Raw genomic sequence first — 25,466 nt, forward strand, 5'->3', positions numbered from 1 at the left:
CTGCGGGACAGGTGTCCCCAAACCGGACAGGGTGGATGAAATGCAGACGTCACCGTCCGGCAGCACAGCAAACAAAGCTCTTTCAAAACAATCAGTTATTGGTTGGCACGATTGCTGCTTTGTCTCTGGTACGCGGCCCCTTCCCGCCGCGCAGGAGACATCCCCATGATGCGTCAGACTGTTCTTGCAATTGCCCTGGCCTGCACCATCGGCGCCGCCGCCGCACAGGTGGCCGCCCCGCCGCCGCCGCCGGCGCCCAACGGCCCGATCGGCGGTCCGCCAGCCCCGCCGACCCCGGTCGCCGCCACACCGGTGAGCGTGAGCGGTACCGTCGAGCGCTTCCTGCTCAACCCCAATGGCGAGGTCGACGGACTGTGGCTGCGCGACGGCACCCAGGTCGGGTTTCCACCGCATCTGTCCAGCGAGGTGAAGGCAGCCGTACGGGCCGGCGACAATGTCGTCGTCAAGGGCTTCCGCCTGGGCAATCTGCCGGTGCTGCAGGTCAGTTCGATCCGCTCCGGCCGTAGCGGCCGCGAGGTGGTCGACCGTCCGCCCACCTTCGGCGCCGCCCCGCCGCCGCCGCCGACCCCCGGCCAGCTGACCCCGTTGCAGTCCGATGGCACGATCCAGCGCCTGGTCTATGGGCCTGCCGGCGAGGTCAATGGTGCGCTGGTCAGCGATGGCACGGTGGTGCGGATGCCACCGCATCTGGCGCTGCAGTTTGCCGATCTGCTGCGCGTGGGTGAGCCGCTGAGCGCCAGCGGCTTCGGTGTGGCCACCCCGGACGGCCGTGCGATCGAGGCGACCCAGCTGGGGCGTGATCGCTCCTCGCTGCGTGCGCTGTTCACCGCGCCGCGTCCGGACGGCCCGCTGCCGCCACCGCCGCCGGGCGCGCCGGTTCCGCCGGCCGGCCGTTGAGTCGTACCGCTCCTGTTTTGTTCGTTGGTTTCCTCCGCTGGTCACGCAGCCGCGTGGCCAGCGGCTTGACCGGCAATGCCGGTCCTTTTTCGGAGTAACACCATGCATTGGGTCGACCCTGATTTCCTCCCCGCCACCCGCGGCACCCTGGCGCGTTTCCTGCTCAACCCCAAGGCCGATATCGACGGCCTGCTGCTCACCGATGGCACCGAAGTGCACACCCCGCCGCATCTGTCCGAGGCGCTGCTGAAGGCGCTCAAGCCTGGTAGCGCGCTCACCGTACGTGGCCTCAAGCCGCGCGACGTGGAGATGCTGGTGGCGCTGGCAATCGATCCGGAAGGCGGCAAGCGCATCCTCGATGAAGGCCCGCATGGGCCGCATGCCAAGCCCAAACCCAAACCGCCCGGCAAACCGCCCAAGCCGGAAGTGGCCCAGCACAGCGGCACCATCACCCGGTTGCTGCACGGTCCGCATGGGCAGGTGCATGGCGTGCTGCTGGACGATGCGGTCACGGTGCGGTTTCCGCCGCATGCCGGTGGCGACTTCGCCAAGCAGCTAGTGGTCGGCAAGCCACTGGTGGCCGAAGGCGAGACCAAGGCCACGCCGCACGGCGTGCTGATCCATGCCCATGCCTTGGGTGGCAAGGCGGCGACGCTGAAGCAGATCGAGCATCCACCGCACGGCCCTGCGCATAAACCCAAGCCCAAGCCCAAACACTAGGAGCCTAACATGCGGCCACCGCGCGCCACTGAGATGCCCGCCCCGTCGTCTGCCACGTGCGCCTTCGTGCGCGCTCGCAGCGGAGCGGTGCCATGTCGATGACCAAGGCCAGGCCCCGTGGGACACGCGCGTTGGAAGCACTGCATTTCAGCGTGGCCGATGTGCAGGACGGGCTGGGGCCGTTCCTCAGCGTGTTTTTGCAATCCAAAGGCTGGTCGGTGGCGGCGATCGGCACGGTGATGAGCGTGGGCGGCATTGCCGGCATGCTCGCCACCACACCGGCCGGCGCGCTGGTCGATGCCACCCGGCGCAAACGCGCCGTGGTGGTCATCGGTTGCCTGGCGATCCTGCTTGCCACCGCCTTGATCTGGCTGCAGCCCACCTCTTCGGGCGTGGTCGCCGCCCAGATCGCCTCGGCGTTGGCAGCGGCCGGCATTGGCCCGGCATTGACGGGCATTACGTTGGGGCTGGTGCACGCGCACGGTTTCGACCATCAGCTGGCGCGCAACCAGGTGGCCAACCATGCCGGCAACGTGCTGGCCGCGGTGCTGGCCGGCTGGTTGGGATGGCGCTATGGCTTCGCCGCCGTGTTCCTGCTGACCGCCTTTTTCGGCGCCCTGGCGCTGGTGGCGGTGCTGACGATTCCGGCTGCGGCCATCGACCACCGCGCAGCACGCGGTCTGGCAAGCAACAACGGTGGGGATGCGTTGAGCGGTTGGCGTGTGCTGCTGACCTGCCGCCCGCTGGCACTGCTGGCGGTGACGCTGGGGCTGTTCCATCTGGGCAATGCGGCGATGCTGCCGCTGTACGGCATGGCGATCGTGGCGGCGCACGCCGGCGACCCGAGTGCATTGACGGCCACCACCATCGTGGTGGCACAGGCCACGATGGTGGTGGTCGCGTTGCTGGCGATGCGCTGGATACGCGTGCATGGGCACTGGTGGGTGCTGCTGGTGGCGTTCATGGCCCTGCCGTTGCGCGCCTTGGTGGCGGCATCGGTGATTCACGGCTGGGGCGTGTTTCCGGTGCAGATCCTCGATGGGCTCGGCGCCGGCTTGCAAAGCGTGGTGGTGCCGGCACTGGTCGCGCGGTTGTTGCAAGGCACCGGGCGCGTGAATGTCGGCCAGGGCGCGGTGATGACCGTGCAGGGCGTCGGTGCGGCACTGAGTCCGGCGTTTGGTGGCTGGTTGGCGCATGCCTTCGGCTACCGCATCGCGTTTCTGACCTTGGGTGCGATCGCGCTGCTGGCAGTGGCGTTATGGGCCGGCTGTCGCGGCATGTTGCAGGCAGCGGCTTCCATGCAGGCCGAGACAGTGCTGTGACCGGTGCGCAGGGCGCGCGCAAGCGGAACGACCGATCGCTGTCCGTCGCGACTTGCGCGCTATCGATCGCACTGCGTTGGTAGGGACGAGCAAGTGCGCTCTGACCAGGGGCGTGTCCTGTCGGCCGGCAGGCCTGGCAGTCGCGCAGATGACGCGGCGCACATCATCGCCTCGTTGGTCCGGATCGATGCAGTGTCTGTCGCTGTCCAACGATAGCTACCACCACAGATGCCGCGTCCTGGTGAGAGATCAGGTGCGGTAGCCACCATCTCATCGCGCGTCCGTCGATGCGGTCTTGCCAGCAGGCACGCAGGCGCATGCCGTTGCGTACAGTCCCGGCTATCGCCTGGTTACTGGCCGCCAGCGAAATTCCATTGCCGCCAGGCTTCGAACACCATCACCGCAACGGTGTTGGACAGATTGAGGCTGCGGTTGTCCGGGCGCATCGGCAAACGGAGCCGGTGCTGCGGCGGAATTGACTCCAGCACCTCGGCCGGCAGGCCGCGGGTTTCCGGACCAAATAAAAAGGCATCGCCATCGGCGAACTGCGGTGTGTCGTAGCGCACCGTACTGCGGGTGCTCAGTGCGAAGACGCGCTTGGGCGCGATCGCGGCCAGTGCGCTGGGCAGGTCGGTGTGCACCTGCAACGGCGCGTATTCGTGGTAGTCCAGGCCGGCGCGCTTGAGCTGCTTGTCGCTGAGGTCGAAGCCGAGCGGCTCGATCAGGTGCAGGCGCGCGCCGGTATTGGCGCACAAGCGAATCACATTGCCCGTATTGGGCGGAATTTCAGGCTGAAACAGGATGACGTCGAGGACAGGTGCTGGCATGCGCGCAAGTGTAGCTGCGCGCGTGCTTAAAGGCTGATGGCGGCGTTGACCAGCGCTTCCAGTTCGGCCGGCGAGGGCTGCAGCTGCGGCGTCGGCAGGTTCACGATGACCTGGCCCATCAGTGCACCGATGGCGCCAGCTGCCTGGCTGGAGGCGCTCTGCGCGCTGGCGGCGGCGCTGCGCACCACCAGGTCAGCACGCTGTTCAGCCGAAGGGCGCACCTGCACCGCCGCCAAGGTGACGATGCGCGGGCCGGCCTGTTCGGCGGCCAGCGCGGCCACTTGCTCGGCCGAGGGACGCACTTGCACGGCGGTCAGGGTGCGAATGGCGCTGTTGCGCTCCAGTGTCTGCTGGGCGATCTGGTCGGCGGCCGGGCGAACCTGGACGGTGTCCAGGGTGGTCAGGCTCGCGGCCTGGGCAAACCCGGCCAGGGTGGCGCCAGCGAACAGGGCGGTGGAGAGGGCGATGCGCAGGGTCTGGGTCTTCATGGCGGGGTCTCTTGGTGTTGTTAATCAGTGGTGTGGTAGTAAGGTAGTACACCGTTTCGGTACGCACAAGAACTTTCGCGTGGCTTTTTGTTTTGTTCAGCGAAAAGTCAGTTTCAGCGGCTGTCGGCGGTTGCGAGATACAGGGGAGCAAACGGTGTGCCAACAAAAGGCCATTGTTTTTAAAGGGTTTTCAGCCGCGTAAGAGTGTCCGTGTCCGGACACCCGGACGCGCTGCAGGACGGCGGACACCGCGGCCAAACGGGTATGCACGCTCAAGGCACAGCGGTTCGGTGCGCTGAATGGGTGGATGGCGGGTGCCACCGCGCGCCGGATCGCCAGCAGGCAACTGCGGCACAATCCGGCTTTCCCCACAGGTGTGATGACTTATGCGCGTGCTGATGCTGTCTGTTCTGGTTGCCACCACCACTGCGGCGTGCACCTGGGTGCCGATCGAACAAAGCGGCAAAAGTGTGCGGGTGCTGCCCGCAGGCCCTGTGCCAGCGGGGTGTCAGCAGCAGGGCGAAGTGGTGGTGACGGTCAAGAGCAAGGTCGGCTTCTACAACCGCAACCCGCTGCGCGTGCAGGAAGAGCTGGAAACGCTGGCGCGCAACGAGGCCCCCGGCGCCAACGCCAATGCGGTGCAGGCGCAAGGCCAGCCGGCCGACGGCAGCCAGCGTTTCAACGCCTTCCGCTGCCCCCCGCGCTGAACCGTTGGGCTGGGGCGCAGGCGATTCAATTGTAAAGATGCGGTAAAACCAGCCAGCGGCTAGACTAGCGCCCCCTCGCCTGACGCCATGGCGCTACTTCGATGCTCTTCCAGAATGTCTCCATCGCGGGACTGGCGCATGTTGATGCGCCGCACACGCTGACTTCCAAGGAAATCAACGAACGCCTGCAACCGACCTACGACCGCCTCGGAATCAAGACCGACGTGTTGGGCGACGTTGCCGGTATCCATGCACGGCGCTTGTGGGACCAGGATGTCCAGGCATCGGACGCCGCCACCCAGGCCGCGCGCAAGGCGCTGATCGATGCCGGTATCGGCATCGAGAAGATCGGCTTGCTGGTCAACACCTCGGTGAGCCGCGATTACCTGGAGCCGTCCACGGCGTCCATCGTGTCCGGCAACCTGGGCGTGGGCGACCACTGCGTCACCTTCGACGTGGCCAACGCCTGCCTGGCCTTCATCAATGGCATGGACATCGCCGCACGCATGCTCGAGCGCGGCGAGATCGACTATGCGTTGGTGGTGGATGGCGAGACTGCCAACCTGGTGTACGAAAAGACCCTTGAGCGCATGACCTCGCCGGATGTCACCGAGGAGGAGTTCCGCAACGAACTTGCCGCGCTGACCCTGGGCTGCGGTGCAGCAGCCATGGTGATGGCGCGCACCGAGTTGGTGCCCGACGCGCCGCGCTACAAGGGCGGCGTGACCCGTTCGGCCACCGAGTGGAACAAGCTGTGCCGGGGCAACCTGGACCGCATGGTCACCGACACCCGCTTGTTGCTGATCGAAGGGATCAAGCTGGCCCAGAAGACCTTCATGGCCGCCAGGCAGGTGCTGGGCTGGGCGGTGGAGGAGCTGGACCAGTTCGTCATCCACCAGGTCAGCCGCCCGCACACCGCCGCCTTCGTGAAGTCGTTCGGCATCGACCCGGCCAAGGTCATGACCATCTTCGGCGAGCACGGCAACATCGGCCCGGCCTCGGTGCCGATCGTGCTGAGCAAGCTCAAGGAGCTGGGCCGCCTGAAGAAGGGCGACCGCATCGCGCTGCTGGGCATTGGCTCGGGCTTGAATTGCTCGATGGCGGAAGTGGTTTGGTGATGCACGGAAAGACGCGTTAAAAAAAATGGATTTTTAGAACGCGTTCTTGCATCATGTTCGTTCTCGCAACATGAGCAGGTGCCATGGATGAACCACCCGCTTTCGACCCGGGTCAACCCCACAATGCTCTCCCGCCGCTACCGCCGGCGGGAGATATAGAAACCCGCAGCCTGCTCAAGGCTTGCATCGTCGCACGCACCGCCCTGGCCGAACTGAAACAGGCCACCGCGTTGTTACCCAACCCGGCCGTGTTGATCAATACGATTCCGGTCCTGGAGGCGCAGGCCAGCTCGGAGATCGAAAACATCGTCACGACCACTGACGATTTATTTCGCTACGCAGACGACCAAGAGCGCGCCCAAAACCCCGCGACCAAAGAAGCCCTGCGTTACCGCAGTGCGCTGTACGAAGGCTTTCAATCGCTCAGACAGCGGCCGCTGTGTACCGAAACCGCAATTGTCGTGTGCAGTCGTATCAAAGCGGTGCAGATGCAGATTCGTCGCGTGCCTGGTACTGCGCTGACTAACGATCAGATCCAGCAGATCATTTATACCCCGCCAGTGGGTGAAACGCTGCTACGCGAAAAACTCGCGAACTGGGAGCGCTTTATCCACGAACACACCGATGTCGATCCATTGATCCGGATGGCGGTTGCGCATTATCAATTCGAAGCGATCCACCCATTTACCGATGGTAACGGTCGCACAGGGCGGGTGTTGAATCTGCTGATGCTGATCGAACAAGGATTACTCGATGTACCGGTGCTGTATCTGTCGCGCTACATCATTCGACATCGCAGCGACTACTACCGCTTGCTGCTGGACGTGACGCGGCATGGACACTGGGCCGAGTGGATTCATTACATGCTCGCTGCCGTCGCTGAGACTGCTGCATGGACAACAGCCAAAATCCAGGCGATTCGCGGCTTGGAGGCACAGGCGCAAGATCACGTCCGCAGCCTCGCACCGAAGGCCTACAGCCGCGAGCTTGTCGATGTGATCTTCAACCAGCCGTATTGCCGCATCCAAAATGTTGTAGAGGTGCTAGGCGTGACCAGGCAAACCGCTGCACGTCACCTCAAGGAACTGGTAGATATCGGTGTCTTGAAAGAGCAGCGTTTAGGCAAAGAAAAACTGTTCCTACATCCGGCATTTCTACAGCTGCTGTCCAGCGACGAGCATCAACTGCCGCCGTATCGGGGGCATGCCAGGCAAGCCGAGTGACGCTTGGGATCTACTCGAATCTCCGCTACGGTTGGCGTGCCTTGGCCCGGACGCATCGTGACAATCAACGTAATCTGCACTTGTGTGCGGTACAGGGCAGCACCTGCACCGCGCGAAATTACTCGAACTGAATCGGACGCGTTTTTGCATGAATTACCCCGGCTACCCCTTTACCCCCAAGCGCCTTGAAGTGCGCCCCGGCGTTGCGATGTCGTATCTGGACGAAGGCCCGCGCGATGGCGAGGTGGTTGTCATGCTGCACGGCAATCCGTCGTGGAGTTATTTGTGGCGGCATCTGGTGAGCGGCCTGTCCGATCGCTACCGCTGCATCGTGCCCGATCACATCGGCATGGGGCTGTCCGACAAGCCGGACGATGCGCCCGACGCGCAGCCGCGTTATGACTACACGCTGCAATCGCGCGTGGACGATCTGGATACGTTGTTGCGGCATCTGGGCATCACCGGGCCGGTGACGCTGGCGGTGCACGATTGGGGCGGCATGATCGGGTTCGGCTGGGCGTTGTCGCATCACGCCCAGGTCAAGCGGCTGGTCATCACCAACACCGCAGCGTTCCCGCTGCCGGCGGAAAAGCCGATGCCGTGGCAGATTGCGATGGGCCGGCACTGGCGGCTGGGCGAGTGGTTCATCCGCACGTTCAATGCGTTCTCGTCCGGCGCTTCATGGTTGGGCGTGTCGCGGCCGATGCCGTCGGATGTACGCCGTGCGTATGTGGCGCCGTACAACAACTGGCGCAATCGCATCTCCACCATCCGCTTCATGCAGGATATTCCGCTGTCGCCGGCCGACAAGGGGTGGTCGCTGCTGGAGCGCTCGGCGCAGGCGCTGCCTGCGTTCGCCGATCGTCCGGTCTTCATTGCCTGGGGCCTGCGCGACATTTGCTTCGACAAACACTTCCTGGCCGGCTTTCGCAAGGCACTGCCGCAGGCCGAAGTGACAGCATTCGACGATGCCAATCACTATGTGCTGGAAGACAAGCATGAGGTGTTGGTGCCGGCGATTCGCGCGTTTCTGGAGCGCAATCCGCTCTAGCGCATTGCGCCGGCAGCAGCGTGCGGCTACGCGTCAGCTCACTGCACGCAATGACTGGAATGACTGCATCCAAATCCGATGCAGCGCATCGGTCATCCCGGCCAGATGCCTGCCGACGCGATTGCGAGCACGACACCAGGTGCTGCGCTACGGCATTACACCGGCGGCAGCGGGTTGCGTTGTGCGTCGTCCACGCCAACCCAATCGGCATCGGTCAGTGCGTGCAGGCCGTGCGCCAAACGCGATTTATCGCATTGCGCACTGCGCTGCCCGAATTCCAGCGAGGCCGGCACGGCCGCGCAGGACGAGGGGCGGCGGTCGTGGATGCTGCAGCGGCTGTAGCGCCCGATGTCCGCGTCCAGCGCGATGCAGCGCGGCTGCGACTGCGAGGTGCCGCGCATCACCCGCTCATGCGTGCGTAGGGCGTCGGTCAGCTCGATCGGCACCCTGCCGCCCAATGCAGGATCGGCTTCGCTCCAATGGAAACTGACGCGGAAATAGGCGCAGCAGGCGCCGCAGGTAAGGCAGGGGTGTGCCATGGAATGCCGAGCCTGGCGCGGCGAAATCGCGTGGGAAGCGCGGCATTTTGACCGAACCGCGCCGCGATACAAGTAGCGTGCCGCGGTGACCGGTTAGCGATTCAGATGCGCGCCGCCATGCCTGGGTGGGCGGCGCTCCACGCGTGCCGCGCACCCAGGCATGCGCTGCGAACGCGTTGCGGCGATTGGGTCGGGTACTGTCGCGCAGCGATGCGTCATGGCGTCAGGTGATGATGAGCCGCGCTTGCGCCCGCGCCGCGCGTCGCCTTCAGGCAGCCTGCAGCGGCCGGCGTCATTGGCGCATGGGTGATAATGCGCAGATGACGACCCTCTGCAATATCGCGGCCACCCTTCCGCAACTGGCGCGCGAGCGCCCCGACCAGATCGCCATCCGTTGCCCGGGCGCTCGCGGTGCCAACGGGTTTGCCGCCTACGATCTGACCTTGAGCTATGCCGAGCTGGATGCGCGCAGCGATGCGATCGCCGCCGGGCTGGCACGCCACGGCATCGGGCGCGGCGCGCGTGCGGTGGTGATGGTGCGGCCGTCGCCGGAATTCTTCCTGCTGATGTTCGCCTTGTTCAAGGCTGGCGCGGTGCCGGTGCTGGTGGACCCCGGCATCGACAAACGTGCGCTCAAGCAGTGCCTGGACGAAGCGCAGCCGCAGGCATTTATCGGCATTGCGCTGGCGCAGCTGGCGCGCCGTTTGCTGCGCTGGGCGCGCTCTGCCAAACAGATCGTTACCGTCGGCGGACGTTATGGCTGGGGCGGGGTGACGCTGGCGCGCGTGGAGCGCGATGGTGCCGGCGCAGGCAGCCAGCTGGCCCACACCGGGCCGGACGATGTGGCGGCGATCCTGTTCACCAGCGGCTCGACCGGCGTGCCTAAGGGCGTGGTGTATCGCCACCGGCACTTTGTTGGGCAGATCGAATTGCTGCGCAATGCGTTCGGCATGCAGCCGGGCGGGGTGGATCTGCCGACGTTTCCGCCGTTCGCCTTGTTCGATCCGGCGCTGGGGCTGACCTCGGTGATTCCGGACATGGATCCGACCCGCCCGGGCAGTGCCGACCCGCGCAAGTTGCATGATGCGATCGCGCGCTTCGGTATCACCCAGTTGTTCGGTTCGCCGGCCCTGATGCGCGTGCTGGCCGACTATGGGCAGCCGCTTCCCAACGTGCGCCTGGCCACGTCGGCCGGTGCACCGGTGCCACCGGATGTGGTGGCGAAGATCCGCGCGCTGCTGCCGGCCGATGCACAGTTCTGGACCCCGTACGGCGCCACCGAATGCCTGCCGGTGGCCGCGATCGAAGGGCGCACCCTGGATGCCACGCGCGCCGCCACCGAGGCTGGTGCCGGCACCTGTGTGGGCCAGGTGGTCGCGCCGAATGAGGTGCGCATTATTGCGATTGACGATGCGGCCATTGCCGATTGGAGTGGCGTGCGCGTGCTGGCGACCGGTGAGGTCGGCGAGATCACCGTTGCCGGCCCTACCGCCACCGACACCTATTTCAACCGCGATGCGGCCACGCGCATCGCCAAGATCCGCGAACGCCGCAGCGATGGCAGCGAGCGCGTCGTGCACCGCATGGGCGATGTCGGATATTTCGACGCCGAAGGACGCTTGTGGTTCTGTGGGCGCAAGACCCAGCGCGTGGAAACCGCCAGCGGCCCGCTGTACACCGAACAGGTGGAGCCGGTGTTCAACGTGCATCCGCAGGTGCGGCGCACCGCGCTGGTGGGCGTGGGTGCGCCCGGACAGCAGCAACCGGTGCTGTGCGTGGAGTTGCAGCCGGGGGTGTCTGCGACGGCGTTCGCACAGGTGGAAAGCGACCTACGCGCGCTGGGCGCTGCCCGCCCGCACACCGCAGGTATCGCGCGTTTCCTGCGCCACTCCGGTTTTCCGGTCGACATCCGCCACAACGCCAAGATCGGCCGCGAAACGCTGGCGGTGTGGGCAGCGCAGCAGCTGCATAAGAACGGATGACAACAGGCAGCGCCTAGTAGTCAGGCGGGTATGGATGGCGCACTCGTAAATTGCAGCGCGCAAGCGGTCGATTCCGATCACCGCACCCACCCGCCCGCCAGGGATTAGGCGCAGTGTCTGTTGGTCGCTGCGGCCCTCGACGGCAGCCTGCACGGCCGCGCGTCGACGCAAGATCGCCAAGTCGGGTGTGGCCGGCTATGGTGTCGTCCCTCAGAGGCGAGGTGTGGTGCGATGAAGGTATTGGTGACCGGTGGTGGCGGCTTTCTTGGCCAGGCGTTGTGCCGCGGCCTGCGCGCGCGTGGGCACGAGGTGGTGAGCTTCCAGCGCGGCGATTACCCGGTGCTGCAACGCCTGGGCGTGGGCCAGATCCGCGGCGACCTGGCCGACCCGCAGGCGGTGCGGCATGCCTTCGCCGGTATCGATGCGGTGTTCCACAATGCCGCCAAGGCCGGCGCATGGGGCAGTTACGACAGCTATCACCAGGCCAATGTGGTGGGCACGCAGAACGTGATCGAGGCCTGTCGCGCCAACGGCGTGCCGCGGTTGATCTATACCTCCACGCCCAGCGTCACCCATCGCGCCACCAATCCGGTGGAAGGACTCGGTGCCGATGAAGTGCCGTATGGCGAGAATCTGCGCGCCGCCTACGCGGCGACCAAGGCCATTGCCGAGCGTGCAGTGCTGGCGGCCAATGATGCCCAGTTGGCGACAGTGGCGCTGCGACCGCGCCTGATCTGGGGGCCGGGCGACAATCACTTGTTGCCGCGCCTGGCCGCGCGTGCGCGTGCCGGGCGGCTGCGCATGGTCGGCGATGGCAGCAACCTGGTCGACAGCACGTACATCGACAACGCCGCGCAGGCGCATTTCGATGCGTTCGAGCACCTTGCCGTGGGCGCTGCCTGCGCAGGCAAGGCGTACTTCATTTCCAATGGCGAACCGCTGCCGATGCGCGAGTTGCTCAATCGTTTGCTGGCTGCGGTGGATGCGCCGGCAGTCACGCGCTCGCTGTCGTTCAACACCGCCTACCGCATCGGCGCCGTGTGCGAAACGCTATGGCCACTGTTGCGTCTGCCAGGCGAGGTGCCGTTGACGCGTTTTCTGGTGGAACAGCTGTGTACGCCGCATTGGTACAGCATGGAGCCGGCACGTCGCGACTTCGGCTATGTACCGCGCATCAGCATCGAAGAAGGCCTGCAACGGCTGCGATCCTCATCTTCCAACGACATCGCCATCACCGGATAAAGACCGGCATATCCACAAGATACGTCTGCGCCGATTCGGCACGACAACTTCTGGATACCTTGCCATGCTGCATTACGCCATCATCTTTTTCGTCATCGCCATCATCGCTGCTGTGCTGGGCTTTAGCGGTATCGCCGGTGCGGCGACCAACATCGCCTGGATCCTGTTCGTGGTGTTCCTGATCCTGGCAGTGATCTCGATGTTCCGTCGCGGCAAGGTATAACGCTTAGCTGCGATACGTCACGGCAGCGGCGCTGCCGGTTGGCGCTCACAGGGCCCGCTTCCGCAAGGATGCGGGCCCTGTGCGTTGTGGCCGGAGATGCGCGCATTTTGAATGTGCAATGGTGGTTACAAGCGCGGCGTCGTGGTCGTGGTCGCGCGCTTGTATGCGATGTAACGGCGGCAGCGCTATCAAGGCAATTGGACCGCACTGCGCAGTAATTGGTCGCCGGCATGCCGTTCTAGTGCAAGCTCGATCAACCGCGTGATCAGGCTGCGATAGTCCAGCCCGCTTGCCTGCCACAATTTCGGATACATGCTGATGCGGGTGAAGCCCGGCAGCGTGTTGACCTCGTTGATCACGATGCGTCCATCGGCGCACAGGAAGACATCCACCCGCGCCAGGCCTGCACAGTCCAGCGCCTGGTAAGCCTGCACCGCGATTTGCTGGATGCGCTGCTGGGTCCGCGCATCAATGTCGGCCGGAATCACGATCTCCGCGCCGTGTTCGCTGATGTATTTGGTCTGGTACGAATAGAACGCGTCGTGCACCACCACCTCGCCGCAGACGCTGGCCTGGGGTGTGGCATTGCCCAGCACGGCACATTCGATTTCGCGCCCGGCAATGGCCGCTTCCACCAACACCTTGTGGTCGTAGGCCAAGGCCAAGGCGAGTGCAGCGGCGAACTGATCGGCGCTGCGCACCTGGCTGACGCCGACCGACGAGCCCTGGTTGGCCGGTTTGACGAACAGCGGCAAGCCAAACTGCGCGATCAACGCCTCTACATCGGCCATCGCGGCGGTGTGGCGGTTGAAGCAGACGAACGGCGCCACCGCCAGCCCGGCATCGCGCAACACGCGCTTGGCCATGTCCTTGTCCATCGCGACCGCCGAGCCCAGTACGCCGGAGCCCACGAAGGGCAGGTTGGCCATGCGCAGCAGCCCCTGCAGCGAGCCGTCCTCGCCCAGGGTGCCGTGCACGATAGGGAACACCACATCGATCTGCGCCAGCGCCTGCTCCGGCTGGATCGGCCGCACCTGCTGCTGTTGCGCGCCCGGCAGCAGCGCTACGCCGCGCCCGCTACGATGCAGCGCAATGCGCGCCGGGTCGTCGGCATGCAGCAGGAAGCTGTCGGGGTCGTTGACGTGCCACTGGCCTTGCTTGTCGATACCGATCAGCACCGGCTCGAAGCGTTGCGGGTCTAGTGCATCCAGGATATTGCGCGCCGATTGCAACGAGACCTCGTGCTCGGCCGATTTGCCACCGAAGATGAGGCCGACCCGAATCATGCGCATTGCCTGCTCCTGCCATTGGAAGTGGACAGGATGCCTGTGGCGTATGCGCTGAAGGAAGTCGTGCTGCAGCCAACCATGGCGAACAACGCCGGCGTGCCCGATGCGCCTGACCATGCGCCGCGGTGCCCGGCAACCTGCCGTCGCAACGACCGCACGACCGCCGTACCGACAGCCGGCGCACGTGCCACACCGCCGTCGGGCAGCTGCGACATGCAGGGGCGGTAGAATGCGGGCATGCCCGGATCACTCTTCAATTCCCTCAAGCCGCTCGCCGGCCAGGCCCTGCAGGCAGCGCTCAACCGTGCGCTGGCGCTGGACCCGGATACCCGCGACGCCCTGCTGCCGCTGGAAGGCCAGCGCATCGCGCTGACCCTGGAGGCGCCCGCGCTGGCCCTGCAGATCCGCGTGCACGAGCGCCGGTTGCTGGTCGGCCCGGTCGATCAGGCACAGGAACCTGACCTGGCGGTGCGCAGCAGCCTGGCCGGCTTGCTCGGGCAACTGCCGCTGCTGGCCAACGCACGTCGCACCGGCGCGCCGGCCGGTCGGCTCAAGGTTTCCGGCGACGCCGAACTGGCGCGCCAGCTGCAGCAACTGGCCGGCCGCTTCGACCCGGATTGGCAGTTGCCGTTCGTTACGGTGTTCGGCGACATCCTGGGCGTGCAGATCGCCGGCGCGGTGCGCGCAGCGCTGCAGCAGGCACGTCGCAGTGCGGTGAATCTGGCGCAGAGCGCGGCCGAATTCGTCACCGAAGAATCGCGCGATGTGGTGCCACGCGCCGAGCTCGAGGCTTTCCATGACGACGTGGACGAGCTACGCGATGACGTCGAACGGCTGGCCGCGCGCGTGCGCCGCCTGCGTGCGAGCGGAGGCACGGCATGAAGGCGATCCTGCGGGCAAGCCGCATCGGCCGGGTGATCCTGCGCTATCGCCTGGATGCCTTGCTGGAAGGCACCCCGGCCGAGCGCTGGTTGCGTTTGGCCAAGCCCTTCGTGCCGCGTGCCAGCGCCGAAATCGCCGCGCAATCGCGCGGTGCGCGGCTGCGCCTGGCGCTACAGGAGCTGGGGCCGATCTTCGTCAAGTTCGGGCAGATTCTGTCCACCCGGCGCGATCTGATTCCGGCCGACGTGGCCGAAGAACTCACCTTGCTGCAGGACCGGGTCAAGCCGTTCGATGGCCAGGCCGCGCGCCTGATCGTCGAAGCCGCACTCGGCCTGCCGGTCAGCGTGGCGTTTGCCAGCTTCGATACCGTGCCGCTGGCCTCGGCGTCGATCGCGCAGGTGCATGCGGCCACGTTGCCGCCCGATGCCAACGGCGTGCGCCGCGAAGTGGTGGTCAAGGTGCTGCGTCCGGACATCGAACGCCAGATCGATGCCGATATCGCGTTGCTGCACTCGCTGGCCACTTTGGTCGAGCGCACCCACCCGCGTGCCGACAAGATCCGTCCGCGTGAAGTGGTGGCCGAGATCGAAGGCACGCTGGCCGCCGAACTGGACCTGCAGCGCGAAGGCGCCAACGCCAGCGTATTGCGCCGGTTCTGGGAAGGCTCGGACGATCTGTACGTGCCGGAAGTGATCTGGTCGCACACCGCCGAGCGCGCGCTCACGCTGGAGCGCGTGTACGGCATTCCATCCGACGACATCGCCAAGCTCGATGCGGCGGGCATCGATCGCAAGGCGCTCGCGGCCAAGGGCGTACGCGTGTTCTACACCCAGGTATTTCGCGACAACTTCTTCCATGCCGATGCGCACGCCGGCAACATCTGGGTCGATTCGGACCCGGAACGCCGGCTCAATCCGCGCTTCATTGCGCTGGATTTCGGCATCATGGGCCAGCTCTCGCAGGAAGATCAGTACTACCTGGCCGAGAACTTCATGGCGATCTTCCACAAGGATTACCGCCGCATGGCCGAGTTGCACGTGGAGGCCGGCTGGATGCCCAGCAACGTGCGCATCGACGAACTGGAAGCGGCCGCGCGCTCGGTATGCGAGCCGTATTTCACCCGGCCGTTGTCGGAGATTTCGCTGGCGCAGGTGCTGATCAAATTGTTCCGCGTGGCGCAGCGCTATGAGTTGACCCTGCAGCCGCAGCTGATCTTGCTGCAAAAAACGCTGCTCAATATCGAAGGCGTGGGCCGGCAGCTGGACCCCAAGCTGGATATCTGGGCGGTGGCGCGACCGGTGCTCGAACGCATCCTGCGCGAGCGTTACAGCCCGCGCCGCGTGCTGCGCGAACTGGGCAAGCGGTTGCCGGAGATCATGACCCATGCGCCGGACATGCCGCGCCTGGTGCACAGCTGGCTGAAGCAGCAGGTGGAAGGCCGCCATCAGATCGACATCCGCTCGCCCGAACTGCTCGCCCTGGACCTGAGCCTGCGCAAGCTGCAGACCCGCGTGGTGACCGCCATCACCGGCAGCGGGTTACTGGTGGTCGCGGCCGTGCTCTATGGACTGCATCCGGATGGTTGGTACCTGGGTACGGTGCCGGTGTGGAGCTGGATCAGCGGCGGCGCCGGTTCAGCCGCGCTGCTGGTCGCCTGGTTGCGGCGATAGGGGACGACGATGCCCGACGCAACCGATACCTTGGACGCAAGCACACCCGTAGCGGCGATTGCTGCGCTGGATGCGCCACCGCGCACGCAAGAATCCAGCTATCCGCCGGTGTTCGCCGCGCAGATGGGCGGCCGCCAGAAGCGTGCACTGGGCGAGGTGTTCGGGCTGCGCAACTTCGGCGTCAACCTGACCACGCTGGCGCCGGGTGCACGTTCGGCGCTGCGGCACGGGCATTCGCAACAGGACGAGTTCGTCTACATCGTCAGCGGCGCGCCCAGCCTGATCACCAACGCCGGCGAGCAGTTGCTGCAGCCGGGCATGTGCGTTGGCTTCCGCGCCGGCGACGGCGATGCGCATTGCCTGATCAATCGCAGCCAGGCGATGGTGACGTACCTGGAAGTGGGCGACCGCAGTGCCGGCGATTGCGTGACCTATCCGGACGATGACCTGATGCTGGTCCCCGTGGCGGACGGGCAGCGCGCGTACCGGCACAAGGACGGCACGCCCTACTGAGCGCGCCGGTGGTGGTCCATCTGTTGGCGTTGCACGATGGCGCAACACACCGCAATACGCGCATCCTTCTGCTGCCCTGACGCTGGCGTGGTTGGGGCAAGTGAGACGTGAAGCAACCACCCATGCAGCGGGCAGGCATCAGTTGCGTGTGGAGCGCGCAGCAGTTGCACCGTGCGAGCGGTCCAGGCCGCAGCCATTGCCGTGCGCGTGGCCTGGTGACAGAACAGTTGCGGTGTTCGCCGCTCGGCAGCGGCGATGCAGTGGCATGCGGTGTCGGCGATGCGGATAATCCGCCGGTGAGCATATCCCCCAAGCATCTGCAGATTCTCTACCAGGACGATGTCCTGGCCGTCGTCGACAAACCTGCCGGCCTGATGGTCCATGACAGCAAGCTGGCGCGTGGGGAGGACGACTTCCTGGCCGACCGTCTGCGCGAGCAGCTGGGCAAGCCGATCTTTCTGGTGCACCGGCTCGACCGCGCCACCAGCGGCTGCCTGCTGCTGGCCTTCGATCGCGACAGCGCCAGTGCGCTGGGCAAGGCCTTGATGGCGGGCGAGGTGGAGAAAGATTATCTCACCGTCTGTCGCGGCTGGCCGGCCGAGGAGCGCTTCATCGTCGACCATGACCTGGACGGCGGGCCGGGCAAGCCGGTCAAGAAGCCGGCCGTGACGCATTTCCAGCGTCTGGCCACCGGCGAGCTGGAGATTCCTTCCACCGGGTTCACCACCTCGCGCTACGCACTGCTGCGCTGTCAGCCGCAGACCGGCCGCTTCCGGCAGATTCGCCGGCATATGAAGCACCTGTCCCATCACATGATCGGCGACACCAGCCACGGCGACGGCCGCCACAACCGCAGTTTCCGCATGCTCGGCATCCACCGCATGTTGCTGCACGCCGAACGCCTGGGATTTCCGCATCCGGGCGGTGGCCGGCGCATCAGCATCACCGCGCCGCTGGATGCGGAGTTCACCAAGGCGTGTGCGTTGTTTGGTTGGGACGTGGCGCAGTTGTAGGTGGCGCCACCGCTGTCGCGCGGGAGCGCCCTGATCGTCCTACGGGGGGGAGGGGCGCCGCAGAGGCGGATGAGGGCGCGCGCTCAGCCCGCCTGGTCAACGCGCGTGCCACTCTCCGCTAACTCAAGGCCCCAGCAAAGCAAGCTCTGACGATTCCCCATTCCCCATTCCCCGCCTTTCAGGGCTTCTTGGCCGGCGCAGGTTCGTTGACGATCTTCTCCAGGTCCTTCTGCAGGTCGGCAAACAGCGGCAGCATCCTTTGCTGGATGGCGCCCATCAGGTTCTGGGTCAGGGCGGGGGTCTTGTCGAGCAGGCTCTGGCCGGCCGAGCTCTCGTAGAACTCGGCCATGGCCAGCACGTCCTCGCGCGAGAACGAGCGCTTGTAGATATCCACATACATCGGGCGCAGTTCCGACCACGACAGCGCCTTGCGCACGGTCTGGCGGGTGCGTTCCTGGATGCGTTGCAGCTGCGCCTGTTGGTCGGGGTCGAGCTGACGCTGTGCGGTGAGCTGGGCGAATTGCTGCTGCTGCAGTGCTTCGATCTGCGGCAGCATCGTATCCAGCATGGTCTGCGCGCGCGAGGCGGCCAGCAGGCGGTTGATGTCGGCATCGCTGGGCGCCTGCGCCAATGCCGCCGGGGCAGCCACGGCCAGCAGGGCCGACAGCAGCAGCCGGCACGCAAGGTGGCGCGTGGCAGTGAGCGAATGGGTAGGTGTCATCGGAGCATCCTGCAAACGGGGGACCGGCCGCAGCATACGGGAGCCGGCGTTCGCGCGCGCGTCCACGCCGCTGCCGATACAATCGGCGAACATGGCCAGCGACCCGATCCAGATCACCCCCAGCCTGACGATTCCGCCCAGCGAACTCGTCGAACGCTTCGTGCGTGCCAGCGGCGCCGGCGGGCAGAACGTCAACAAGGTCTCCACCGCGGTGGAGCTGCGTTTCGACGTGGCTGGGTCGCCGTCGCTGCCCGAGCCGCTGCGGGCGCGGCTGCTGTCGCGGCGCGACCGCCGCATGACGGCCGACGGCGTGCTGGTGATCGACGCGCAGCGCTTCCGCACCCAGGACCGCAACCGCGACGATGCGCGCGAGCGGCTGGTCGAAATCATCAGTGCGTGCCTGTCGGTGCCCAAGCGCCGGGTCGCCACCAAACCGAGTCATGGTGCCAAGCTGCGGCGGCTGGATGCCAAGCGGGAACGCAGCCAAATCAAGCGTGGACGCTCTGCGTCCCACTGGGAGTAAGCGTGAGTCAACCCGACCCGTCGTTGCCACCGGTAACACAGGCCAACATCCTGCTGCAGCCATCTCCGCCCCGGATGCCGCGTGCCCATGGCCGCTTCATCCGTTGGCTGGGCCGTACCGCCTTGCGCGTGACCGGCTGGCGCCTGCTCGGGCGGCTGCCCGACGAGCCCAAGCTGGTCATGATCGTGGCCCCGCATTCGTCCAACTGGGACGGCTTTTTGGGCTTTGCGGCCAAGTTCGCGCTGGGTTTTGAAGTGCGCGTGCTGGGCAAGGCGCAGCTGTTCTGGTGGCCGCTGGGCCCGCTGCTGCGCAAGCTCGGCGGCATTCCGCTGGACCGCAGCTCGCCACAGGGCACCATCGGCCAGGCGGTGCGGCTGATCCGTAACTCCGAGCAGATGTGGTACGTGATCACCCCCGAAGGCACGCGCAAGCGGGTGGAACAGTGGAAGGCCGGCTTCTGGAAGATCGCCTCCGATGCCAAGGTGCCGATCCTGCCGGTGTATTTCGACTACCCCAGCAAGACCGTTGGCATCGGCGAGCCGTTCTGGACCGGTAACGACATGGCCGCCGATATCGCCGCCATCCGCACCTGGTACCGGCCGTGGCGCGGCAAGCATCGCGATACGTTGTGAGTGGCGTGGCGCGCGGTTGAAGGATCGTCGGCGTTGGTTGGTGAACCGGTGCGCCTGTCGTCGAATATGCATTCCATCGAGGCACTTCATGATCGCTAGGTGCGCACGCGCGTTGTGTCTGTCGCTTTCTCTGCTGCTCATCGCCGGCCCGGCGCTCGCAGCCACGCCGATGCTGGTGATCCATGGTGGTGCGGGCGTGGAGAAATCCAGCCTTTCCAAGGACGAGCAGGCGCAGGCGCGCGAGGCGATGCAACGCGCACTGCGCGCCGGGCACGCGGTGTTGAACCGCGGTGGCAGTGCGGTGGATGCAGTGGCCGCCACCATCACCGTGCTGGAGGACGCACCGCAGTTCAATGCGGGGCGTGGTGCGGTGTTTACCCACGACGGCAGGAACGAACTGGACGCGGCCATCATGGACGGCGCCAGCGGCAAGGCCGGCGCGATTGCCGGCGTGCACACGGTCAAGAACCCGATCCAGCTGGCGCGCAGCGTGATGGACCACTCCAGGCACGTCATGCTGGTCGGCAACGGCGCCGAGCAATTCGCGCGCGAGCAAGGCGTCGCCCTGGTCGACCCCAGCTATTTCCGCACCGACAAGCGCTGGAAGCAGCTGCAGAAGGCGCTCAAGGCCGAGGCTGGCGATCGGCAGGCGCAGGCGCAGCTGGACCTGGAAACCGCCAAGCATTTCGGCACGGTCGGTGCGCTGGCGCTGGACCGCGACGGCCATCTGGCCGCTGGCACCTCCACCGGCGGCATGACCAACAAGCGCTACGGCCGCGTGGGCGATGCGCCCATCATCGGCGCCGGCACCTATGCCAACAGCCAATGCGCGGTGTCGGGCACCGGTTGGGGCGAGTTCTACATCCGCGCTGTGGCGGCCTACGACATCTGCGCGCGCATGAAATACGCCGGACAATCGCTGCAGCAGGCGGCCGAGACCGTGATCGACCAGCAGATCCCAAAGGCCGGCGGCGACGGCGGCGCCATCGCGCTGGATGCACAGGGCAACCTGGCGTTTCCCTTCAATACCGAGGGCATGTACCGCGGCTGGATCGGTGCCGACGGCACCCCGCATGTGGCGATTTTCAAGGACGAGACGCTGTAGCGCCGCCATCCCCAACCGCGTCCGTCGACCCAATCCAACGGCACATGCCAGCGGGCGCGAAACCCGCTAGCGTGGCCGGCTGCACTACCCACTCAGGAATCACACGCCATGTCGCGTACCGTCGTTCTGGCCGCTGCCATCACCTTGGCACTGGCTGCTTGTTCTGGAAAAGAGTCGTCCGGCCAGGAGTCCACCACCGTGCCCGAGAAAACCGCCCCGGCCCCGGCCGCGGATGCTGCATCCAACCCCTTGCTGACTGCCAGCACGCTGCCGTTCCAGGCGCCGCCGTTCGACAAGATCAAGGACGCCGATTACCTGCCGGCGTTCGAAGAAGGCATGCGCCAGCATCTGGCCGACATCCGCAAGATCGCCGATAACCCGGAAGCGCCCACCTTCGACAACACCATCGAAGCGATGGAGCGTGGTGGCGAAACGCTTACGCGCGTGTCGCGCATCTTCTTCGGGCTGGTGCAGGCCGATACCAGCGACGCACGCCAGAAAATCCAGGAAGAGATCGCGCCCAAGCTGGCCGCGCATCAGGACGAGATCAATCTGGACCCCAAACTCTTCGCACGCGTCAAAACCATTTACGACCAGCGCGACACGCTGAATCTGGACCCGGAGCAGAAGCGTCTGGTCGAGCGCGACTACGAAGAGCTGGTACGCGCCGGCGCGCAGTTGTCCGATGCCGACAAGGACAGCCTGCGCAAGCTCAACGTGGAAGAAACCACCCTCTCCACGCAGTTCCATACCCGCCTGGTCGCCGCCTCGGCCGCCGGCGCGGTGGTGGTGGACGACAAGGCCAAGCTCGATGGCCTGAGCGAAGGCGATATCGCCGCCGCGGCCGATGCCGCCAAGGCCCGCAAGCTCGATGGCAAGTATCTGCTCACCCTGCAGAACACCACCCAGCAGCCGGTGCTGGCCTCGCTGAAGGATCGCCAGCTGCGTGCCGAGGTGTTGAAGGCCTCTGAAACGCGCGCAGAAAAGGGCGATGCCAACGACACCCGCCAGACCATCCAGCGCCTGGCGCAGCTGCGCGCGCAAAAGGCCAAGTTGCTCGGCTTCGACAACTACGCCGCCTACAGCCTGGGCGACCAGATGGCCAAGACGCCGGATGCTGCGCTCAAGCTGCTGACCGACACCGTGCCGGCCGCCACCGCCAAGGCGCGCCGCGAAGTGGCCGAGATGCAGAAGGTGATCGACACGCAGAGTGCTGATGCAAAGACCGGCGATTTCAAGCTCGCCGCGTCCGATTGGGACTTCTACGCCGAGCAGGTGCGCAAGGCCAAGTACGACCTGGACGAGGCGCAGATCAAGCCGTATTTCGAGCTGGACAACGTGCTGCAGAACGGCGTCTTCTACGCGGCCACGCAGTTGTACGGCATCACCTTCAAGCAGCGCACCGACATCCCGACCTATCACGCGGACATGAAGGTGTATGAGGTGTTCGATGCCGACGGCACTTCCATGGCGCTGTTCTACACCGACTACTTCAAGCGCGACAGCAAGTCCGGTGGCGCGTGGATGGACGTGTTCGTCGAGCAGGACGGCCTTACCGGTGCCAAGCCGGTGGTCTACAACGTGTGCAACTTCACCAAGCCGGCCGCCGGCCAGCCGGCGTTGCTGAGCTTTGACGACGTCACCACCTTGTTCCATGAGTTCGGCCATGCGCTGCACGGCATGTTCTCCAAGGTGAAGTATCCCTCGATTGCCGGCACCAGCACCTCGCGCGACTTCGTGGAATTCCCCTCGCAGTTCAACGAGCACTGGGCCTCCGATCCGAAGGTCTTCGCCCACTACGCCAAGCACTACCAGACCGGCGCGCCGATGCCGGCCGAGCTGGTGGAAAAGATCAAGAAGGCCAAGACCTTCAACAGCGGCTACGCCACCACCGAATACCTGTCGGCGGCGCTGCTGGATCTGGCCTGGCACACCCAGCCGGCCGACGCGCCGCTGCAGGACGTGAGCAAGTTCGAAGCCGACGCCTTGAAGCGCTTCAAGGTGGATCTGGCCGAAGTGCCGCCGCGTTATCGCAGCAGCTACTTCGACCACATCTGGGGCGGCGGTTATTCGGCCGGGTACTACGCGTACTTCTGGTCGGAAGTGCTCGACGACGATGCGTTCGAATGGTTCAAGGAAAACGGCGGCCTGACCCGCAAGAACGGCGACACCTTCCGCGCCAAGATCCTCTCGCGCGGCAACACCGTCGATCTGGCCACGCTGTATCGCGATTTCCGCGGCAAGGACCCCAGCGTCAAGGCGCTGCTGGAAAACCGTGGATTGACCGAGTAAGCGTGTGCTGCGTAGGCGATGTTTGCATGCGAAGGCATGCATGCCTGGCCAGTGCTGAGCAATCAAGACGGGATGGCCACGTGCCATCCCGTTTTTTGTTTGTGCGCATGTACGCGCTACATGACGGTATTGCCGCTTTCAGGATCAGCATTCAGTTTTTAACGCACCGTGCCCGGGTACGTGCCACGTCATGCCGGTCGTATCCGCATGCCTGCCGCTGCAGTGCGAGACGCGCAGATCGAGACACGTGGCAGTGGCACTCGCGATGTCGAAGAGACCGACCTTGCCGATCTTTGCGTCACGCTGTGCACGCGGTCACCAGGGCGTCGACAAGCATCACGCGCACCATGGCGTAGCCACACCCGCCACCCACGCCGGCCCCGCAGCCGGCCATTTACGGCGTTGCCACCACTCCATCCGACGCAGTAGCCGCAGCGTCCTGCCGCCACCAACGCACGCGGTTGCCGGGGGCATTCAAGTCCACGCGCTCGCCCATGCACGGGGTGATCAGTGCGACACCAGCAGCGTCGGCCAGCGCCACGATCCGGTCCAGCGGCTCCTGCCACGCGTGCATGGCCAGGTCGAAGGTGCCGTTGTGGATCGGCAGCAGGCTACGGCCGCCGACGTCGATGAACGCCTGCAGGCTCTGCTCCGGCTGCATGTGCACGTGCGGCCACATGTGGTCGTAGGCGCCGTTTTCGATCAATGCCACATCGAACGGCCCGAGCTGCTCGCCGATGGTCTTGAAGTGCGGGCCATAGCCGCCGTCGCCGCTGAAGAACAAACGCAGGTCACCTGCCTGGATCACCCAGGAACACCACAGCGTGCGTCCATTGTCGAACAGCCCGCGGCCGGAAAAATGTTGCGACGGGGTGGCGGTGAGCTGCAGGCCGGCAACGCTGATCGACTCCCACCAATCCAGCTGCCGCACCTTGGCCGGGTCTACGCCCCAGCGCACCAGCAGGTCGCCCACGCCCAACGGGGCGACAAACACGCCGACACGGTCGGCCAGCGCACCGATGGTGGCGCGGTCGAGATGGTCGTAGTGGTCATGCGACAGGATCACCCCAGCCAGCGGCGGCAGCGCGTCCAGCGCAATCGGCGGGGCGTGGAAGCGCTTGGGTCCGGCGAACGGCACCGGCGAGGCGCGTTTGGAAAACACCGGGTCGGTCAGCCACAGCCCGCCCGCCAGCTTCATCAGCAGGGTGGAATGGCCTAGCCGGTACAGGCTGCGATCCGGTGCGGCCAGCAGTTGCGCGCGTGTCAGCGGCTGCACCGGCAAGGGCGCGGAGGGCACCGTGGTGCGGGGCTTGCCGAATACCATGGCCCACATCAGGCCGAGCTGCTCGCGCAGGGTCATGACGGTGGTCGGCAACGGCATCGCATTACGGAAGCGGCCAGCGCGAAACTGCGGCGAATCGACATACGGGGAAGGGCGTGGGGAAGCCATAGGAAGTCCGGGCAAGACGTGGGAGAGCAGAAGGACGAGCGATCAGGCAACGGCGATGCAGCAAGCACTGGGTGGACCTGGCGTCAGGATCGGCATGGACGGGCGTACAGGCAGCTTCCTACAGACCAACGGCGGCGGGGTGACAACCGCACAGCGCACCAGCACTGATTACACTACACAGTGTAGTTTTATTTTCGTGAAAGTAAACTGCCGGGTGTAAAATCGCCCCATGTCGACCGCATCTTCCCCTCCGGCCACGCCCCAGCGCCTGACCGACCGCAAGCGCAACGCCATCGTGGAGGCCGCCATTGCCCAATTCCGGCAGCACGGCTTCGAAGCGACCAGCATGGACCGCGTGGCCGCCACCGCCGGCGTTTCCAAACGCACGGTCTACAACCACTTCCCCAGCAAGGACGCCTTGTTTGGCGAGATCTTGCGCGGACTGTGGCAACGCAGCGCCGAGGCGGTGAACCTGGCCTATCGGCCCGACCAACCGCTGCACCTGCAGTTGATCGCCCTGCTGCAACAGAAACTGCGGCTGTTGGACGACCCGGCGTTCATCGATCTGTCGCGCGTGGCCATCGCCGAAGGCATCCACTCGCCGGCGCGTGCGCGCGAATTGTTGTCGCAGCTGGGCAGCAAGGAAGAGGGCACCACCACCTGGCTGCGTGCCGCACTGGCCGATGGCCGGCTGGCAGGCGTGGAGCCTGAATTCGCCGCGCAGCAGTTGCAGGCGCTGGTGAAGGGCTTTGCGTTCTGGCCGCAGATCACCATGGGCCAGCCGCCGCTGTCGCCGCAGCAACAGACGCAGGTGGCCGAATCGGCGGTGGCGATGTTCCTGGGGCTGTACGCGCGCAAATGAGCGCGGGCAGTCCGTTCATTTGCGCTCCTGGAGTAACAAAGCGTAGCGAGTATTCGTCAGGTGAGCGCAGCCGGCGCACGCACAGACGCAGCGGACGAGTGGGACGTGCCCCGATTTCGCGCACCGGCCGCGCCGCCTGGCGGCGCGCGCAGCC

The 25,466-nt window shown here is 65.7% G+C and carries 26 protein-coding genes; 20 read left to right on the forward strand and 6 right to left on the reverse strand.

Annotation, left to right across the window (positions count from 1 at the left end):
* The first annotated feature begins 165 nt into the window (after nucleotides 1-165).
* The 3 genes from AC1POX_RS01035 to AC1POX_RS01045 all read left to right on the forward strand — a co-directional run bounded on the left by AC1POX_RS01035 (nucleotide 166) and on the right by AC1POX_RS01045 (nucleotide 2,960).
* On the forward strand, nucleotides 166-918 hold the full coding sequence (locus AC1POX_RS01035) for a hypothetical protein (RefSeq protein ID WP_014089009.1): 753 nt from the start codon (nucleotides 166-168) through the stop codon (nucleotides 916-918).
* A gap of 102 nt (nucleotides 919-1,020) precedes the next feature.
* Nucleotides 1,021-1,638 carry a hypothetical protein gene (locus tag AC1POX_RS01040; protein WP_003488352.1) on the forward strand — a complete coding sequence of 206 codons (618 nt, stop codon included), beginning with the start codon at nucleotides 1,021-1,023 and terminating at the stop codon, nucleotides 1,636-1,638.
* A gap of 92 nt (nucleotides 1,639-1,730) precedes the next feature.
* Nucleotides 1,731-2,960, forward strand: a complete 1,230-nt coding sequence (locus AC1POX_RS01045) for an MFS transporter (protein ID WP_136733401.1) — start codon at nucleotides 1,731-1,733, stop codon at nucleotides 2,958-2,960.
* Between the two features lie 350 nt (nucleotides 2,961-3,310).
* Here the strand turns inward: AC1POX_RS01045 and AC1POX_RS01050 are convergent, their stop codons facing one another.
* Together AC1POX_RS01050 and AC1POX_RS01055 are read right to left on the reverse strand one after the other, a co-directional pair.
* On the reverse strand, nucleotides 3,311-3,787 hold the full coding sequence (locus AC1POX_RS01050; protein ID WP_008572190.1) for a tRNA (cytidine(34)-2'-O)-methyltransferase: 477 nt from the start codon (nucleotides 3,785-3,787) through the stop codon (nucleotides 3,311-3,313).
* A gap of 26 nt (nucleotides 3,788-3,813) precedes the next feature.
* On the reverse strand, nucleotides 3,814-4,275 hold the full coding sequence (locus AC1POX_RS01055) for an XAC0231 family protein (RefSeq protein ID WP_008572191.1): 462 nt from the start codon (nucleotides 4,273-4,275) through the stop codon (nucleotides 3,814-3,816).
* 386 nt (nucleotides 4,276-4,661) lie between these two features.
* Between AC1POX_RS01055 and AC1POX_RS01060 the strand changes: the two genes are divergently transcribed.
* The 4 genes from AC1POX_RS01060 (at nucleotide 4,662) to AC1POX_RS01075 (ending at nucleotide 8,374) form a co-directional block, all read left to right on the forward strand.
* On the forward strand, nucleotides 4,662-4,982 hold the full coding sequence (locus tag AC1POX_RS01060; protein ID WP_008572192.1) for a DUF4156 domain-containing protein: 321 nt from the start codon (nucleotides 4,662-4,664) through the stop codon (nucleotides 4,980-4,982).
* 101 nt (nucleotides 4,983-5,083) lie between these two features.
* Entirely contained in the window at nucleotides 5,084-6,100 is a 1,017-nt protein-coding gene (locus tag AC1POX_RS01065; RefSeq protein ID WP_008572193.1) for a 3-oxoacyl-ACP synthase III, read from the forward strand.
* Between the two features lie 83 nt (nucleotides 6,101-6,183).
* Nucleotides 6,184-7,323: a protein adenylyltransferase Fic gene (gene fic / locus AC1POX_RS01070; protein WP_372356647.1), complete on the forward strand. Its 1,140-nt coding sequence runs from the start codon at nucleotides 6,184-6,186 to the stop codon at nucleotides 7,321-7,323.
* A 148-nt stretch (nucleotides 7,324-7,471) separates the two neighbouring features.
* Nucleotides 7,472-8,374 carry an alpha/beta fold hydrolase gene (locus AC1POX_RS01075; protein WP_014089013.1) on the forward strand — a complete coding sequence of 301 codons (903 nt, stop codon included), beginning with the start codon at nucleotides 7,472-7,474 and terminating at the stop codon, nucleotides 8,372-8,374.
* 155 nt (nucleotides 8,375-8,529) lie between these two features.
* On the opposite strand, the gene AC1POX_RS01080 is transcribed toward AC1POX_RS01075, so the two are convergent.
* A complete protein-coding gene (locus tag AC1POX_RS01080; RefSeq protein WP_008572198.1) occupies nucleotides 8,530-8,913 on the reverse strand; it encodes a YkgJ family cysteine cluster protein in 384 nt (127 codons plus the stop codon).
* 320 nt (nucleotides 8,914-9,233) lie between these two features.
* Between AC1POX_RS01080 and oleC the strand changes: the two genes are divergently transcribed.
* From oleC to AC1POX_RS01095, 3 genes are all read left to right on the forward strand, one after another.
* Nucleotides 9,234-10,895, forward strand: a complete 1,662-nt coding sequence (oleC, locus tag AC1POX_RS01085) for an olefin beta-lactone synthetase (RefSeq protein ID WP_372356648.1) — start codon at nucleotides 9,234-9,236, stop codon at nucleotides 10,893-10,895.
* 231 nt (nucleotides 10,896-11,126) lie between these two features.
* Nucleotides 11,127-12,137 (forward strand): 2-alkyl-3-oxoalkanoate reductase, encoded by a 1,011-nt coding sequence (gene oleD, locus AC1POX_RS01090; protein WP_008572201.1) that lies wholly within the window; start codon nucleotides 11,127-11,129, stop codon nucleotides 12,135-12,137.
* A gap of 64 nt (nucleotides 12,138-12,201) precedes the next feature.
* The gene (locus AC1POX_RS01095; protein ID WP_003468167.1) at nucleotides 12,202-12,360 is read left to right on the forward strand and encodes a DUF1328 domain-containing protein; all 159 of its coding nucleotides are present in this window, start codon (nucleotides 12,202-12,204) and stop codon (nucleotides 12,358-12,360) included.
* A 188-nt stretch (nucleotides 12,361-12,548) separates the two neighbouring features.
* On the opposite strand, the gene ddlA is transcribed toward AC1POX_RS01095, so the two are convergent.
* Complete coding sequence (ddlA, locus tag AC1POX_RS01100; RefSeq protein ID WP_109290521.1) at nucleotides 12,549-13,652, reverse strand: D-alanine--D-alanine ligase; 1,104 nt, start codon at nucleotides 13,650-13,652, stop codon at nucleotides 12,549-12,551.
* Between the two features lie 234 nt (nucleotides 13,653-13,886).
* Here ddlA and AC1POX_RS01105 point away from each other — a divergent pair, with 234 nt between their 5' ends.
* The 4 genes from AC1POX_RS01105 to AC1POX_RS01120 all read left to right on the forward strand — a co-directional run bounded on the left by AC1POX_RS01105 (nucleotide 13,887) and on the right by AC1POX_RS01120 (nucleotide 17,727).
* Nucleotides 13,887-14,531, forward strand: a complete 645-nt coding sequence (locus AC1POX_RS01105) for a ubiquinone biosynthesis accessory factor UbiJ (protein ID WP_014089017.1) — start codon at nucleotides 13,887-13,889, stop codon at nucleotides 14,529-14,531.
* Complete coding sequence (gene ubiB, locus AC1POX_RS01110; protein ID WP_008572222.1) at nucleotides 14,528-16,201, forward strand: ubiquinone biosynthesis regulatory protein kinase UbiB; 1,674 nt, start codon at nucleotides 14,528-14,530, stop codon at nucleotides 16,199-16,201. Before AC1POX_RS01105 ends, ubiB begins: the two co-directional genes overlap by 4 nt.
* A 9-nt stretch (nucleotides 16,202-16,210) precedes the next feature.
* Nucleotides 16,211-16,714 (forward strand): cupin domain-containing protein, encoded by a 504-nt coding sequence (locus AC1POX_RS01115; protein ID WP_372356649.1) that lies wholly within the window; start codon nucleotides 16,211-16,213, stop codon nucleotides 16,712-16,714.
* Nucleotides 16,715-16,974: 260 nt separating this feature from the next.
* Entirely contained in the window at nucleotides 16,975-17,727 is a 753-nt protein-coding gene (locus AC1POX_RS01120) for a pseudouridine synthase (protein WP_031420679.1), read from the forward strand.
* A gap of 178 nt (nucleotides 17,728-17,905) precedes the next feature.
* On the opposite strand, the gene AC1POX_RS01125 is transcribed toward AC1POX_RS01120, so the two are convergent.
* On the reverse strand, nucleotides 17,906-18,484 hold the full coding sequence (locus tag AC1POX_RS01125; RefSeq protein WP_057681362.1) for a DUF2059 domain-containing protein: 579 nt from the start codon (nucleotides 18,482-18,484) through the stop codon (nucleotides 17,906-17,908).
* 55 nt (nucleotides 18,485-18,539) lie between these two features.
* Between AC1POX_RS01125 and arfB the strand changes: the two genes are divergently transcribed.
* From arfB to dcp, 4 genes are all read left to right on the forward strand, one after another.
* Nucleotides 18,540-18,971 (forward strand): alternative ribosome rescue aminoacyl-tRNA hydrolase ArfB, encoded by a 432-nt coding sequence (gene arfB / locus AC1POX_RS01130; protein ID WP_005912264.1) that lies wholly within the window; start codon nucleotides 18,540-18,542, stop codon nucleotides 18,969-18,971.
* A gap of 2 nt (nucleotides 18,972-18,973) precedes the next feature.
* The gene (locus tag AC1POX_RS01135; protein WP_031420683.1) at nucleotides 18,974-19,603 is read left to right on the forward strand and encodes a lysophosphatidylcholine acyltransferase; all 630 of its coding nucleotides are present in this window, start codon (nucleotides 18,974-18,976) and stop codon (nucleotides 19,601-19,603) included.
* Between the two features lie 88 nt (nucleotides 19,604-19,691).
* Nucleotides 19,692-20,708 (forward strand): isoaspartyl peptidase/L-asparaginase family protein, encoded by a 1,017-nt coding sequence (locus tag AC1POX_RS01140; protein WP_372356650.1) that lies wholly within the window; start codon nucleotides 19,692-19,694, stop codon nucleotides 20,706-20,708.
* 108 nt (nucleotides 20,709-20,816) lie between these two features.
* Nucleotides 20,817-23,000 carry a peptidyl-dipeptidase Dcp gene (gene dcp, locus AC1POX_RS01145; protein ID WP_372356651.1) on the forward strand — a complete coding sequence of 728 codons (2,184 nt, stop codon included), beginning with the start codon at nucleotides 20,817-20,819 and terminating at the stop codon, nucleotides 22,998-23,000.
* 394 nt (nucleotides 23,001-23,394) lie between these two features.
* Here the strand turns inward: dcp and AC1POX_RS01150 are convergent, their stop codons facing one another.
* A complete protein-coding gene (locus AC1POX_RS01150; protein WP_127166917.1) occupies nucleotides 23,395-24,450 on the reverse strand; it encodes an MBL fold metallo-hydrolase in 1,056 nt (351 codons plus the stop codon).
* Here AC1POX_RS01150 and AC1POX_RS01155 point away from each other — a divergent pair.
* On the forward strand, nucleotides 24,449-24,670 hold the full coding sequence (locus tag AC1POX_RS01155; RefSeq protein ID WP_041469969.1) for a hypothetical protein: 222 nt from the start codon (nucleotides 24,449-24,451) through the stop codon (nucleotides 24,668-24,670). The genes AC1POX_RS01150 and AC1POX_RS01155 overlap by 2 nt on opposite strands.
* 9 nt (nucleotides 24,671-24,679) lie before the next feature.
* Nucleotides 24,680-25,312, forward strand: a complete 633-nt coding sequence (locus AC1POX_RS01160) for a TetR/AcrR family transcriptional regulator (RefSeq protein ID WP_014089023.1) — start codon at nucleotides 24,680-24,682, stop codon at nucleotides 25,310-25,312.
* The last annotated feature ends 154 nt before the right edge of the window (nucleotides 25,313-25,466 follow it).

The organism is Xanthomonas sp. NCPPB 3442 (assembly GCF_056725145.1).

Bases quoted from the DNA above. Each gene is read 5' to 3' on its own strand.
- AC1POX_RS01035 (WP_014089009.1), top strand. From the start codon at position 166: ATGATGCGTCAGACTGTTCTTGCAATTGCCCTGGCCTGCACCATCGGC.
- AC1POX_RS01040 (WP_003488352.1), top strand. From the start codon at position 1,021: ATGCATTGGGTCGACCCTGATTTCCTCCCCGCCACCCGCGGCACCCTG.
- AC1POX_RS01045 (WP_136733401.1), top strand. From the start codon at position 1,731: ATGTCGATGACCAAGGCCAGGCCCCGTGGGACACGCGCGTTGGAAGCA.
- AC1POX_RS01050 (WP_008572190.1), bottom strand. From the start codon at position 3,787: ATGCCAGCACCTGTCCTCGACGTCATCCTGTTTCAGCCTGAAATTCCG.
- AC1POX_RS01055 (WP_008572191.1), bottom strand. From the start codon at position 4,275: ATGAAGACCCAGACCCTGCGCATCGCCCTCTCCACCGCCCTGTTCGCT.
- AC1POX_RS01060 (WP_008572192.1), top strand. From the start codon at position 4,662: ATGCGCGTGCTGATGCTGTCTGTTCTGGTTGCCACCACCACTGCGGCG.
- AC1POX_RS01065 (WP_008572193.1), top strand. From the start codon at position 5,084: ATGCTCTTCCAGAATGTCTCCATCGCGGGACTGGCGCATGTTGATGCG.
- fic (WP_372356647.1), top strand. From the start codon at position 6,184: ATGGATGAACCACCCGCTTTCGACCCGGGTCAACCCCACAATGCTCTC.
- AC1POX_RS01075 (WP_014089013.1), top strand. From the start codon at position 7,472: ATGAATTACCCCGGCTACCCCTTTACCCCCAAGCGCCTTGAAGTGCGC.
- AC1POX_RS01080 (WP_008572198.1), bottom strand. From the start codon at position 8,913: ATGGCACACCCCTGCCTTACCTGCGGCGCCTGCTGCGCCTATTTCCGC.
- oleC (WP_372356648.1), top strand. From the start codon at position 9,234: ATGACGACCCTCTGCAATATCGCGGCCACCCTTCCGCAACTGGCGCGC.
- oleD (WP_008572201.1), top strand. From the start codon at position 11,127: ATGAAGGTATTGGTGACCGGTGGTGGCGGCTTTCTTGGCCAGGCGTTG.
- AC1POX_RS01095 (WP_003468167.1), top strand. From the start codon at position 12,202: ATGCTGCATTACGCCATCATCTTTTTCGTCATCGCCATCATCGCTGCT.
- ddlA (WP_109290521.1), bottom strand. From the start codon at position 13,652: ATGCGCATGATTCGGGTCGGCCTCATCTTCGGTGGCAAATCGGCCGAG.
- AC1POX_RS01105 (WP_014089017.1), top strand. From the start codon at position 13,887: ATGCCCGGATCACTCTTCAATTCCCTCAAGCCGCTCGCCGGCCAGGCC.
- ubiB (WP_008572222.1), top strand. From the start codon at position 14,528: ATGAAGGCGATCCTGCGGGCAAGCCGCATCGGCCGGGTGATCCTGCGC.
- AC1POX_RS01115 (WP_372356649.1), top strand. From the start codon at position 16,211: ATGCCCGACGCAACCGATACCTTGGACGCAAGCACACCCGTAGCGGCG.
- AC1POX_RS01125 (WP_057681362.1), bottom strand. From the start codon at position 18,484: ATGCTGCGGCCGGTCCCCCGTTTGCAGGATGCTCCGATGACACCTACC.
- arfB (WP_005912264.1), top strand. From the start codon at position 18,540: ATGGCCAGCGACCCGATCCAGATCACCCCCAGCCTGACGATTCCGCCC.
- AC1POX_RS01140 (WP_372356650.1), top strand. From the start codon at position 19,692: ATGATCGCTAGGTGCGCACGCGCGTTGTGTCTGTCGCTTTCTCTGCTG.
- dcp (WP_372356651.1), top strand. From the start codon at position 20,817: ATGTCGCGTACCGTCGTTCTGGCCGCTGCCATCACCTTGGCACTGGCT.
- AC1POX_RS01150 (WP_127166917.1), bottom strand. From the start codon at position 24,450: ATGGCTTCCCCACGCCCTTCCCCGTATGTCGATTCGCCGCAGTTTCGC.
- AC1POX_RS01160 (WP_014089023.1), top strand. From the start codon at position 24,680: ATGTCGACCGCATCTTCCCCTCCGGCCACGCCCCAGCGCCTGACCGAC.